The sequence below is a fragment of the Saezia sanguinis genome (genome assembly GCF_003991585.1).
Lineage (GTDB): Bacteria > Pseudomonadota > Gammaproteobacteria > Burkholderiales > Burkholderiaceae_C > Saezia > Saezia sanguinis.
Map to the genome: position 1 here is coordinate 17,516 of NZ_PQSP01000003.1, position 12,150 is coordinate 29,665.

At 42.7% G+C, this 12,150-nt stretch carries 12 protein-coding genes; 1 reads left to right on the top strand and 11 read right to left on the bottom strand.

The genetic code is table 11. The annotated features are described in order from the left end of the window. Positions 1-133: 133 nt before the first annotated feature. The 8 genes from CUZ56_RS07195 to CUZ56_RS07230 all read right to left on the bottom strand — a co-directional run bounded on the left by CUZ56_RS07195 (position 134) and on the right by CUZ56_RS07230 (position 8,159). Positions 134-1,555 carry an argonaute/piwi family protein gene (locus tag CUZ56_RS07195; protein WP_126979714.1) on the bottom strand — a complete coding sequence of 474 codons (1,422 nt, stop codon included), beginning with the start codon at positions 1,553-1,555 and terminating at the stop codon, positions 134-136. Beyond that, positions 1,552-3,006: an SMEK domain-containing protein gene (locus tag CUZ56_RS07200; protein ID WP_126979715.1), complete on the bottom strand. Its 1,455-nt coding sequence runs from the start codon at positions 3,004-3,006 to the stop codon at positions 1,552-1,554. Before CUZ56_RS07200 ends, CUZ56_RS07195 begins: the two co-directional genes overlap by 4 nt. A 220-nt stretch (positions 3,007-3,226) precedes the next feature. After that, positions 3,227-3,556 (bottom strand): integrase domain-containing protein, encoded by a 330-nt coding sequence (locus tag CUZ56_RS07205; protein WP_126979716.1) that lies wholly within the window; start codon positions 3,554-3,556, stop codon positions 3,227-3,229. Beyond that, positions 3,457-3,666, bottom strand: a complete 210-nt coding sequence (locus tag CUZ56_RS16350; protein ID WP_126979717.1) for an integrase domain-containing protein — start codon at positions 3,664-3,666, stop codon at positions 3,457-3,459. The genes CUZ56_RS07205 and CUZ56_RS16350 overlap by 100 nt, the downstream gene beginning before the upstream one ends. 122 nt (positions 3,667-3,788) lie before the next feature. Continuing rightward, positions 3,789-4,094, bottom strand: a complete 306-nt coding sequence (locus CUZ56_RS07215; RefSeq protein WP_126979718.1) for a helix-turn-helix domain-containing protein — start codon at positions 4,092-4,094, stop codon at positions 3,789-3,791. 665 nt (positions 4,095-4,759) lie between these two features. Next, positions 4,760-5,713 (bottom strand): plasmid partitioning protein RepB C-terminal domain-containing protein, encoded by a 954-nt coding sequence (locus CUZ56_RS07220; protein ID WP_204250857.1) that lies wholly within the window; start codon positions 5,711-5,713, stop codon positions 4,760-4,762. Continuing rightward, entirely contained in the window at positions 5,710-6,621 is a 912-nt protein-coding gene (locus CUZ56_RS07225) for a plasmid partitioning protein RepB C-terminal domain-containing protein (RefSeq protein ID WP_126979719.1), read from the bottom strand. The genes CUZ56_RS07220 and CUZ56_RS07225 overlap by 4 nt, the downstream gene beginning before the upstream one ends. Beyond that, entirely contained in the window at positions 6,618-8,159 is a 1,542-nt protein-coding gene (locus tag CUZ56_RS07230) for a recombinase family protein (protein WP_126979720.1), read from the bottom strand. Before CUZ56_RS07230 ends, CUZ56_RS07225 begins: the two co-directional genes overlap by 4 nt. 481 nt (positions 8,160-8,640) lie before the next feature. Between CUZ56_RS07230 and CUZ56_RS07235 the strand changes: the two genes are divergently transcribed. Beyond that, positions 8,641-9,291, top strand: a complete 651-nt coding sequence (locus CUZ56_RS07235; protein ID WP_126979721.1) for a JAB domain-containing protein — start codon at positions 8,641-8,643, stop codon at positions 9,289-9,291. Between the two features lie 559 nt (positions 9,292-9,850). Here the strand turns inward: CUZ56_RS07235 and CUZ56_RS07240 are convergent. The 3 genes from CUZ56_RS07240 to CUZ56_RS07250 form a co-directional block, all read right to left on the bottom strand. After that, positions 9,851-10,732 carry a tyrosine-type recombinase/integrase gene (locus tag CUZ56_RS07240; protein ID WP_126979722.1) on the bottom strand — a complete coding sequence of 294 codons (882 nt, stop codon included), beginning with the start codon at positions 10,730-10,732 and terminating at the stop codon, positions 9,851-9,853. Next, positions 10,725-10,949, bottom strand: a complete 225-nt coding sequence (locus tag CUZ56_RS07245) for a hypothetical protein (RefSeq protein WP_126979723.1) — start codon at positions 10,947-10,949, stop codon at positions 10,725-10,727. Before CUZ56_RS07245 ends, CUZ56_RS07240 begins: the two co-directional genes overlap by 8 nt. A gap of 772 nt (positions 10,950-11,721) precedes the next feature. Continuing rightward, positions 11,722-11,934, bottom strand: coding sequence for a helix-turn-helix transcriptional regulator (locus CUZ56_RS07250; protein WP_126979724.1), 213 nt, complete (start codon positions 11,932-11,934; stop codon positions 11,722-11,724). Between the last annotated feature and the right edge of the window lie 216 nt (positions 11,935-12,150).

A 12,150-nucleotide genomic window follows, 5' to 3' on the forward strand; every position in this document is an offset into this window, starting at 1 on the left:
AGATAAGACACCCTTATTTCTTTAACTTTTTTACTATTTTTCTTTTTCCTACTTCGAAAGCAATAAAATCCATAGCTTTTATACATAGGCCAAAACACCTAGTTAAAAATTTCTTAAAAACTCAATTTACCATCTACATATAGTAGCCATACCTGATCTGAGGATGATCAGTCTCATCCAGATATTTCATAATTTCTCCAACTTTCCGGGCACAGCTAAGAGTAATTGGATACTTGCCATCAAATTGAGTGTTGTTCCAATTCATTTTAGTCAAGCCTAAAATCTCACGAGCTAAAAAAACCGGAGACTGCTCTGAACGTATTACACGCAACTCGAGCGGTTGAGGAATATACAATCCCGGGTACGTTTTGTAGTACCAGATTGAACCGCGAGTGTATAGCAATTGCTTTTTCTCACTTAGCTCGAGTACAGTTCCTCTATAAGGTGGATATGCTCCATTACGGAATAATCGGATTTTTGAGTCCATAACGGTCACAAAGTCAACAGCATCTATCCGCAAATCACTCGCAGCTTGAGAAAAACCGTCTATTTCAATATCTGTAAAATTAGAAGTTTTGTGAACAACCACCCGAGCTGGAAAATGCCGTAGCGCATTCCAATATTCTTCAAGAGCGGCCTTAAAAAGAGAAAACGCCTGATCAAATGTAAGACGAGGAATACGATCTGTTTTGTCAATATGAACAGGCGTTCCACGCAGAATTAGGCCATTCCCTAATTCATCAAATACTTGGGCTAAACTAGTATTAAGCGTTTGCTTGTCACGACTGCGATAAAAAGCAACACCTAGAGCACATGATTGAGGCCGAGCAGCATCATTCTCTAACCGCCAAGGGTTAGTTGCTCCAGCTTTATAATACAAAGCACTGGCTAAATTCCATGCTTTAGTTGCATCATCTTGTTGACCTTTCGCGCTAGACGTTAACGACTCGGAACGCAATAATTGCAGGGGTTTTCCCAAGTGCATACTGCGTGCCTTCAGCGCTCTGCGAAAATTCAATTCTGTTGAAACGGCAATACTTTCCTCAAGACGCTCTTCGCCTTCCAAAGCTTCTTCAGTACTAACCGCAGCATAAAGTTCTTTTGACAATAAACACACAACCACATCTACTGGACGATTTTGCGCAAGAAACTTTATCTCCTCATAATAAAGCTTAATGGCTTGCTCCAATCTTTCATTTCGTTTTTTTATTTTGATTATGTTATCTATTTCTTGTTTGCGGAGTTGCCTACCAAGGTCTTGATTGAAGATAAATTTGGAGTAAAAACCCGTTTGTTCATTAAAACCACAGAAATCAGGAAATAAGTTAGTTTTATGTAACTCGACAGCGCTTTTAATAGGAGCCTTCATCCGTTCAAGTAATGCAGAAAAATTTTCTATATCCTGTGCGGTCCCTACTGCTCCCAAATGAATGTGTGTTCTGCGAGTCTGCGATTGCCTGTCATAGACACCATAGGCAGCTATACCGCGACGCGGACAAATATGCAAGCCTTCAGCGAATTGCAAGCGAGGTTCATTAATATGATTTAATTTCATTCTTTAATCAGCTTCAACGACAGAAAATCATCATTCTCAGATACCGGAGGTAAGGGAACCCATCTTGACTCATCCAAATTAGGCGCTCCTTGTTGTGAGATCTCATCACCAAAGGATAAAAAAGAGCCTCTCTTCGCCTCCCCAGAGAACAAGTCTTCAGTATCAATTGCTCTCAACCATGCTGATATAAATCTAAAATGATTGAAAACAGCACGGTTATTTTCTTGACGCTTTATCCAGCTCAAATACTCGTGGCCATACCGATTTGCCTTTTCAAAATTTAGTCCATAACTAAAAAACCAACTTGGTGTGATTGACATTAACCAATCTTGATCAAAGCAAAGAAAATCAACCGAAAAAGCCAAATGTTTCTGCATAAAAACTTTAGAAGCATCTTTTTTATTGTATTTTCTTTCATAGACTGTGCGTATTGCTTGTTTCTCTCCTTGCCATACCTCTTTACGGGTGTCGTTATTGCCCTCCTTTGGAAGAAAGACAAATTGCTTTTCTTTGTTATACCAACTGACATACTCTAAAAACAATCTTTGTTGCAAGGAAAAGCGCAGTAATGACTTAAATACATTTTCATGGTTAACATCTATTCGATAATAATCATGACTTGAATGCACCTCTTGGGTTCCTGATTCGACTAAATGAAAATATGGAGAATTTCTGTCTTCTAAATCATGAAAAGTAATAAGTGTGCCATCATGTATCGTATAGGCTGATGGAACCGTTTTGCCAATATCCTGATTGTATTCGCGAACGATTTGTCGCCAATGTTGCCACTTGCTTTTTCTTCCCCCTTTCATAATATCGCTATTTAATTGAGCAATATGGAGATCCGCAGGAAAATATATTTGGAGAAGATTAATAAAAAGGGTTTCTGATGGCTGTGTAGGTGGATCGATATCTTCATCCGCTAACCCCACGGGAACGCCTCGTAAATAAGATTTCAGTATATTAATTGCTGCTTGAAGATTAGCCGGAGGCACTTGAGCCGCTTTATTGCACAAGGATCGATAGTCCAAAATATCATTATCAACACACAAAGAAAACTCGCTTTTAACGACACTATTGATTGCCTCCTGAGAGTAATTATCCTGTCTTTTCGTTAAGATATAAATAATCAACCGTTCATAGCGTTTGTGAAGTTGGTGATTAATAAATTTATTTAACGTATCTTTTATTTTCCCGATATTAGACGTTCCTGTCACCTGAATCGCTACGCGCGCCATGTCATCTGCCAAATCAATACTTGGATAATTAGTTTGATCTGCATTTAGATTGCGAAGAGCCGACAGCCCGTAAAGCTCGCGTAGCAAGCCACAAATAACATTTTCAGCGATTTTATGAGTATCATAAAGCTGCATAGCACCAGCAGTATCAACGCTTTGCTGAAGCAGCCCTATCAACTCTCGAAATTCGTTTAGCAACTCAATATGTTTCATGCCAACTTGCCTGATTTTTTCTCACACATTCAGCATCAATCTTAAGTGCTGCTTTAAATAAAGTTAACCTTCTGTCCATACTCATATAAATTTTGATCAAAATCGAAGCGCTTTTTATACTTCCTTAATCTATTCAAAAAAACTTGAATATCCTCTATATTCTCTCTGCAAACACAATATATAGCAAATACATATGACTCGTAGCCTTTATATATTTGCGTCATCGTCCATACACCCGCTTGATATACCGTCCCCTACCATCACCATGTCCGAGGTCTCTGGAAGCCAGCATCAATGCATCTTTTTTATCGTATCTTTCAATCCGGCTGGCTTCGATCTGACGTTGGGTGAAAGCGTATCTGAGGCTATGCCTGCTTTCCTTGCCCCGAAAACCTGCGGCGTACATGACGTTCTTGTAGCGGATCATCGCCTTTTTTTCTTCGGGTTTGTCTATAAGTCGTTTGTTCTCTCTGGTTTGGGCAATGGTGATGGCGTGCCAGACAGCCTGTAGCGCTTCTTCCCTGTCGTGGGGTAGATGTATCGTTGGCACCCGCCCTTAGTACCGTAGATGATGTGGACGGGTTCGTCGTTGAGAAGCAGCTTTTCCCATTTTTTAAGGCTTTTGCAGGCTTTGGCGGCTTCTTCGGCTCTTAAACCCAACGCCTAACGCGAGTACAACTTAATCCGCTTCCAAGCCCTCTTGTCCTGTTCTTCAATTAGAAGTTTTTTGTTTTTCAGGCTATATTTCTTGTGTAAGCGTTTCAAATGCTATAGCCTGTTTCTTATTTGCGATTTTGTGTCTGGTTCAGTATCTTTTCTGTCTCATCGAGCAATTCTCCCGGACGCATTCCCAATGCCCTGGCGATTTTCATGACCTGCGGCAGCAACGGTGTATGTTCTCCCCGTTCTATGCGCCCCATGTAGGCTCGCTCAATCTGAGCCAGATGAGCCAAGGATTCCTGTGATATTCCTTTCGCAATCCGGTTTATTCTGATGGTTTGACCAAAGGCTTTTGACAACAAAGGATCATGTGTTTTTTGGCCTTTGGGTCTGCCTTTAGGCAATGTCTGCTCTGTATGCTTGTCCATCCGATAAGCATTACAGAATCGCAGACATCAAACCACGCTAATATTAACGCGATTATACATAAAAATGAATTTAATTCCATCAAGTGATTTATATTGTTTTTATGAAATGAACAAGAAACCTGTTGGCATTTCTACTTCAAGTTCCAAAAGCACCTGAAATTTCACTCTACTTGGGCCTTTTGCCTTTTTGCCAAGCCATTTAAAGATAAGGAGCCATTGCGCCAGCAATGGCTGCCGTTACCCTTAGTCAACCTTTATCTTTTCCTTTTAAAAAAGCCTTTTCTCTTTCTTTCCAACATCCTTCTATACTCCAGAAACTCCCCTGATGTGTAAAAAGAAGCAGATAGACCGAATCATCTCTGGTTTTAACGAGGTCCTATAAAGGGACACAGTCAATATTACAATGCTTTGTTATTGCCTAATGACAAATAGACTCTACATGATTTGCGCCGAATAAGTGCATCCATTATGACTGCATTAGATGTATTTCGTTAGCTGCAGTCCATGCAGTTAGAAGTTTTTATTTAAATGCGGTAACTCATAATTGATATGGCAATCCCTCAAAATTTTAGTGTGAACAAGTTCGCTGCAATGCTCTCGCGTACTGCGTAGACCGAATTAACGCCTCCATGCAAGCCATAAAAGGAATACTTAGACTCAAGATACTATGCAAAGATAACATCCGGATCATCATCTTCCATTGCTAAATTATTCATTTCCGTAATATGTTGAAATTCTTTGAGATATTCAGGCCGATTTTTCGCTAACCACCCCACCACCGCTGCATTAGCTAAGAGTTTCGTTAAATAACCTTTGATTACTGTTAAATGTAGAACATCTGGCCCATAATCCTCCTCCACAACCTTAATTTGCATCTGCAAAGCAGCAAGCTCTCGCTCCATACGTGTAATTGAATCAGAAGAAATATGGGATTCTGGTGATTTTTTGCGACTTTCGACCAATTGATTGGTCGGAGTTGCAGCCAAAAGAGCATTAGCAAACATGACTGAATAATTTTTATTGCCAGCCATCAATTCGGCTGCTTCAATCTGTCGCAAGGGTTTCATTTGCCTCAAAATATTGAATATTTTGGCGGGGCAATTGGTGTCCGCAAGCAAAGTAATGGCTTCGTCGCAAATACCATTCAGTAATCTGAATCGAAGCTTAATAGTTTCTGGTGATAAATTCAGAGCCTTACCAAGACGCTCAACTGAAACTCCTCGCTCCATAGCGCGAACAATCATCTTGTGGTCCTGTACAGCAGAAAGCCGGTTAATGCGTTTATTATATGAGTATGTATCGTCCTCAAGCGATATAAGGCAGTCAACTTCTACCTGACCTAAATCCTTCAATACTTCAATGCGTAGATGTCCATCCAAGAGAAAGTAATGTTCTGATCGTCCCGGAATGGATGTAACAACAGGAGGTTCTACAAGCCCGACATCTTGAATTGAAGCCTGAATCTGCTGATATTTCACGCTGCGTTTAACCTCGGGAGGCAGCACTTTCAACGGTAAGATATTGCATATCTGAACCCGAATGCACTTATGTAGAAATACATTTTTAAGAGTGGGATCAGGATGATGGTTTGAGATTCCAGACGTGCGTTTTGACATCATATCCCTTTCATCTGTTGAAGACGGGTTTGTATCAGTTTCGGCATTGAACTTAATTGTTCTCTCTTGAGTAGCTGCATAAATGAATTTATCGATAACAACTCCTTAAGCGCTTGTATGGAAAACACTACCCTATCATGTGTATAGGTTGCTTTCTTTATCATTAATTGTTGTCGCCCTGCTTCCTGTTCGAATAAACGTCTGAAATCAGCCGCTGTCATTTTTTTCTTTTTCTTCTGACTTCCAGTTCCTATAGAATTGACGCGAATAAGTTTGTCTTTTTGAGCCCGAGACTCTAATAAATGACGAAGCGTAATCAGTTTTTTCCCTCTAAATCCTTGCTCATAAGCATCGGCTAATAGACTCTGAATTTCACTTTCGCTACTCTTGGCAATATCTGTTGCCATACTGATGGGGATAAGACCAGTTTCTACTGCCGCAAGCAGTTTTTCCTCTCCGCGTTCAAGCAAACCGCTAATCGTATTGACCCAAGATGCTGTAACGCCAATCAGTTCTGCAATGTGAGAGTCACTATGCCCCCTGTCTCGCAGCCGCCCAATTTCTTTCATCAGGTCAATAGGACGATGCTGCCTTCTAGCTATATTCTCTACCAGACTCATCACTAAACAGTCTTCCTCGCTGGCATCAATAACAAATGCAGGAATTTCAGTTTGCTGCAATGCAAGAAACGCTTCAAGCCGACCTTGCCCACAAACAAGATCATATTTGAGATTATTTTGAACAGATTGATTTCGCCGACTGACAGTAATAGGACGCTTTAGACCTACCTTTTGGATGTGTTCAATAAGCTCCTTGTGAGTCTTTTTGCTTCTGGAACGGGGATTTAAAATATGAATCTGCGCAATAGAAACCAATTCGACCTGATCCCGTGATGTCAATGGTGCATTCATACAATTTCCTCCATAAAATAACATGTCGCCAACTCATCGAGAACATCTAAAGTTTCAAAGCGATAACTATCGATAAATGAATTGTTTTCTTCTGCTAGTCGTTGAGGCCATGCACCCATATCCAAACGCGGGATAAGGTAGTAATCCTGGGGCTGGGTGTTAGCACAATTCATACGTACGGCAACTGTGATATCAGGCTTGAGATTGTTATCAAACTGCAAACGCCAACGCAAAGTCCCTGCTGGGGTGGATCGACAAGGGGCAATAATGACTGATGCGCTCCACTCACCATTGATATACACTAAGTCATTAGTGTCATTGCATTTTACTTGTGCACCGACATGCATCAAACGATCAATAACACCTCCAAATACTTGCGGATATAGCCGCCGTAACGAACGATTAATTTCTAAATAACGATAGTCTCTGCTGGGCGTATAACCAATCAGAGCATAAGCACGTATAAGACCGCCAAAGCGACTGGAATAAACCGTACTTGATGGCATCCCTTCTTGCTCATCAATCAGTATCCCTGATAGTGTTCCTGCACGTTCGAGCAAGGCATGAAGCATTTTCAGCATCTGTGCGTCATCTAATCTGTGCGATCGCTGTAAAATAATTTCACGCACACGCGTAAATGCTTCTAACGAAATTATGCCCTGAAAAGCACCATCACAACGAACCCACACCCCTTGTGCATTTTGTATGGTTTTCCCTCGTAGCTTGGATGAGGTCTTGTTATAAACGTTATTTCCGATGTACTTCTCATTGGTAAGTACTTGATGAACAGTACTACGACTCCAAGGTCGGTCGAAATCAGTAAAAATGCCTCTTTTGTTTAGCGAATCTGCAATTTCACGTTCATTCATTCCATCATAAATAAACTGATGATAGATACGCTGAATTACGTCAATTTCAGCCTGGGGCCCTGGTATCAAGATCACTCTATCAGTTTGGATACTTTTCCGCTGCCCACGAGAAAGCTCTCCTTTGAAGTTCTTTTTTTCATCAAGTAATGCACGGCGTAGTCCATAACCCGCTGAACTACCTTGATGGAATCCCTTTTCAGCAAGGCAACACTGGCCTGCAAATACTTTATGAGAAAGCTCTCGACTGTATTCACCAGCCATTGACCGTTTAATACTTTTATATATCGTTGCCATTGGCGAACCATCATTTTCAAAAGGCTCAGCACAATATATAACCCGAATGCCAGCGCTTGTGCAAAGGTATTCATAATAGGCACTCTCATCGGTATTTTGAAAACGCCCCCAACGACTAACATCGTAAACAAGTATTACTTGAAACTGGGTATGTCCTGTTTGTACGTCTTCAATTAATTGACGTAATGCATCGCGCCCCCCAATATCTAAACCACTCTTACCTTCATCCCGATAAGTCGTAATGATGACCATTCCATGTTTTTTTGCATAAGCATGGATAGCTACAGACTGATTTTCAGTTGAATAGCGTTGATGATCAGTAGACATGCGGATGTACTCCGCCACTGGCACAGGATTCTTGATAAAATAATCCATATGATTCTGTGCTGCTTCAGAAAACAAATTGCTCTTCCAACAGCTTTAAATAAATAACGAATGATTATAATTTTTATCTGTGTCATTTTTATGACAAGAATATTTTGATTTTCTTGAAAATCCACTATTTTGAAAATAAATATATGCTTGTGCCGTGAATAAAGAAGCGATCATAGACCACCTCCTTGTTGCTTTTTTTTCAGATAATTTTGGAATCACTCTTTTTGCACCAGTCCAGTCAATCTTTCAAACTTTCCACTGATCCAAACAATTACCCCAGCAAACTTAGTAACAACTACACGAGTCAATCATGCCTTCAGCTAGTTTTGACAGGGCATAGCACACCACAAATAACGCGGCTGTATCCATCCAGGTAACGTCCTGAAAGGGGCGACGTGTTTCCCATGCTCTTCGAGTACAATCAACCGACGACGATGCTATATTGATAGTCACCTATTTTGACTCATGGTGCTCCCGCATAATGGAAATCAAGCTCACTGACAAGGATAAACGGCAGATCACACATCTAGACGATCTGTATGGAATCATGCAGCGCATTCTGCTGCGCGAAAACAAAATAGACAGAGAGAAAGAACACTTCTGGATCATTGGTTTCAATACCGCGGGGTACATTCTCTACATCGAACTGGTCAGCCTGGGCAGTGTCAGGGCGACCATCGTTGAACCGATGAATGTTTACCGCATTGCGGTGATGAAAAATGCCACTCGCGTCATTGCGGTCCACAACCACCCCGGCGGCAGCCTCGATCCTTCCGACAATGATCGGGATATCACCGACCGCTTGATTCAAGTGGGGCATATCCTGGATATCGAGCTAGTGGATCATTTGATCGTTACGCCGATGGCCTATTTGAGTTTTAGAGCGATTGGACTGATGGATGAGCTGGAGACCAGTCTCAAATATGTGCCGACATTTCAAGTGATTGAGAAAATCCGCAAGGAAGAGAAGGCAATTGCGAAAGAGGCAATAAAGGCAGTAAAAGATAAAGCAGATTCAGAAAAAATGGCTTTGATGAATGCCTTATTAGAAAAAGACGTATCGATTGAGAATATCGCAAAAATAATGGAAATCACGCCGAAAGCGGTTAAAAAAATCCTCAACAAAAAATAGGTATCGCAAGTCGGATATCACCGAAATTTATCCTAGGCATAGCTAGGATAACTATGAACGACCGCACTAGGGGAAGACAGGACACCGGCTCAGATGTTTGAGCTGGGCATTGTTGAGCAGGCCACAGAGGCATTTACCGAAGCTGCCTGACCAAGTTCCGGTTCGAGGTCAGGTGAATAGGCAGTCTGAGCCAATCAGTACCGCATGAACAGCCTTTTCTTATGCAGCTGTTTCAGTCTCTAGGTACATACATATTGAGCCAGTCTCTTTTCGCCATGTGCTCTTGAAACTAACTGCTATGCGACATCCTGCGACATTATGCAACCGTGCATAATGTCGCAGGATGTCGCACACATGGATAAATGCCCTGTCCAGAGCAATCAAATTAGCCTGATCTGTTTCAGCAAAAAATTATGTCACACTATGCCAGTCAATCAAAAATGCGCACTGCAAAACGATAAAGCGCCTTTGCCATTTCACCGGATTTCCGCTGTGTAAGGCTCGCCAACTCGCTTGCACACAGCGTAAATCCTTGCTCTGCGGCAAATCACGCATATTTTTAACGCAAATAGGTCTCGGTGATGCCCGGCCTGAAATGTCCCATCTCCTGACTGACCGTTTCCAGTGCCTGCTCCCGGTTTAAATGGTGGTTGACCTGTAACTCTATCATGCGTTGCTGTGCATAGCTGTGGCGCAGCCCATGTGCACCATGCGACCAGCCCAATGCACGATTGGACGCTGCTGTAAATGAGCTTGACCAGCGGTTGCCGCCGTTGACGTCATAGTGCTGCTGATAGTGAATATGGCGGTCTGTGATGGTTCTGGGTGCTTCCAGCCTTATTGCTTCAAGTCGCTGCACCAGATGTTCAGACAGCATCACTTCACGCACAAGGCCGCCTTTGCCGTGTACGGTGTAAAGGATTCCTTCTCTGCCTTCAAATTTTGAATCCAGTGCAGGACGTTCATCTGCTGCTCTTTCTGTCGCTGGCCGAAGTGTGAGGAGTTCATGCGCTCTTAATCCTGCGCTGTAGGCTAGCTCTGTTGCCAGTGCATTCCTCTGTGTCTGGGCTTCGCTGATGAGCTCCACCTGTGCAGGAGTGTACGCTCTGGAATGAAGTATCTGCTGGTGTTCAGACTTGATGACAGGCAGGCGTTGGTCTGGTTCCAGTTGATGCGTGACATGCTGCATCATGGCTTGTATGGCCTGCCGCTGTGTATCCAGTGCTTTCTGGCCTATTTCTTCTCCCCGGTATTCAAGGTAGTGCAATGCAGTTTGTGGCGTTAACTGGCGCAGGCTGATACGTTGATCTACGCAGTATTGCGCTACCTGGGTCAATGCCTGCTCGTAATTGCGTACGGTACCTACTGAACGTATGACTGTGCCTTGGAGTTGTTTCATGACCGATGCGGCCTGTCTGGCTGCACCGGCAAACTTAGCCATTGTGCTTTGCCAGCCACCGGCTGATGGTGCTGTGGGCTACTGTGATTTTGTGTTTTTGCAACCAGCGCTGCAGATCGGCTACAGTGGCCCCCTGCGCATGTAATGCCAACAACTGGCTGCCATAGCGCATGAGTTTGAATGTTCGCGGCTTGCGCATGGCACGCTTGTGGCCTTTTAAGCTGGCAACTTCTGCCTGTGGGTTAAATTCGCTTATCACTGCACCATCGAGATTAAAAAAGGAAAGAGCAAAGGAAAAAACAAATAAATTTGTAAGAACATCTGACCTTTTCAGGTTCAGCGGCCTGAGCCTGTTTGCCCCTGTTTCACCTTGACGCGGTGCGGCTCGGACTAATCTCGCCTGTGACGTGTGTATGTGTGTTGTTCTCCTTATAGAGTTGATGAAGTAAAAGGATTATCCAGCTAAATTTTCTTTAGCCAAGTGCTTCAGGGATATGCACTTCCTGGGTTCCAGCCATTCAACGAATGACCACGTACTTCAAGGAGATGTACGCCTGGGCATGTGTGTCCTACGGACACTGAACATGATTGAAATTTTACAGCTTATTTAGCCTTAAAAACCAGGTAAATAGAGGGTTTCAGGAAAGTGCACAACAGTGGACGTCAGTGCATGAGAAACCCAATGCAACACAAGGTTACTTGTGCGCAGTTTTTGAATTTCATGAATGCGCTCATGTGGATTTGTAAACATTCGGCAAAGCCGAGTGCCCCCAAAATCTCCACACCATGGTTTGACGGTTTTCTTTTTTCAAAGCAGGCTGAACCGCGAAGTGCGGAGGAAGAAACCAACCTGCAAAGTTACGCGATGGAAGTAAAGTCGTGCGTGAAATTTCAAAATGAACTCACAAGGAAAAATTTCTTATGATGAATCCTGGTGTTTTTAGGTCGCAAATCGAATTTTCAGGGCTGAAAATTTAAACTGCTTTGCCCACAGGTCGAGTTTTCACCCCCCGAAAATTCACAAAACCGCATTATTTACAGGACTGGCTTTTTTGTTCCTGCATCCACTGGTCTATGTCTTTGGAGTCCCAGGCTACCGCCCTTGCACCAATCTGGAAATTAGGCGGAAACCTGCCTTCACGGATCATCTTGTAGAGCTGGGTGCGTTTATACCCCACACGGCGCATGACCTCAGATATGCGTAAAAAGCGTCTTTCAACTGGGAAATCCTTTGTGTTACTCATTTCACTTCTCCTTAAATATGAATGTAAGAAGCAGCTTAATGAACATCCATGCCTGTTACCGCAATAAATGTGATTTTGCTCATGCAGTATTTTTTACATGAACAAAAAAGTGGTAACACAGCGGATACCGGCATGCACAGGAGATGTTTTACTTTGAGGTGGAACAATTTCCTCAACCCTATACGCACTCCGAACCCGTGGAAAATGCCGGATGGT

Bases quoted from the DNA above. Each gene is read 5' to 3' on its own strand.
- CUZ56_RS07195 (WP_126979714.1), bottom strand. From the start codon at position 1,555: ATGAAATTAAATCATATTAATGAACCTCGCTTGCAATTCGCTGAAGGC.
- CUZ56_RS07200 (WP_126979715.1), bottom strand. From the start codon at position 3,006: ATGAAACATATTGAGTTGCTAAACGAATTTCGAGAGTTGATAGGGCTG.
- CUZ56_RS07215 (WP_126979718.1), bottom strand. From the start codon at position 4,094: ATGGACAAGCATACAGAGCAGACATTGCCTAAAGGCAGACCCAAAGGC.
- CUZ56_RS07220 (WP_204250857.1), bottom strand. From the start codon at position 5,713: ATGATGTCAAAACGCACGTCTGGAATCTCAAACCATCATCCTGATCCC.
- CUZ56_RS07225 (WP_126979719.1), bottom strand. From the start codon at position 6,621: ATGAATGCACCATTGACATCACGGGATCAGGTCGAATTGGTTTCTATT.
- CUZ56_RS07230 (WP_126979720.1), bottom strand. From the start codon at position 8,159: ATGGATTATTTTATCAAGAATCCTGTGCCAGTGGCGGAGTACATCCGC.
- CUZ56_RS07235 (WP_126979721.1), top strand. From the start codon at position 8,641: ATGGAAATCAAGCTCACTGACAAGGATAAACGGCAGATCACACATCTA.
- CUZ56_RS07240 (WP_126979722.1), bottom strand. From the start codon at position 10,732: ATGGCTAAGTTTGCCGGTGCAGCCAGACAGGCCGCATCGGTCATGAAA.
- CUZ56_RS07250 (WP_126979724.1), bottom strand. From the start codon at position 11,934: ATGAGTAACACAAAGGATTTCCCAGTTGAAAGACGCTTTTTACGCATA.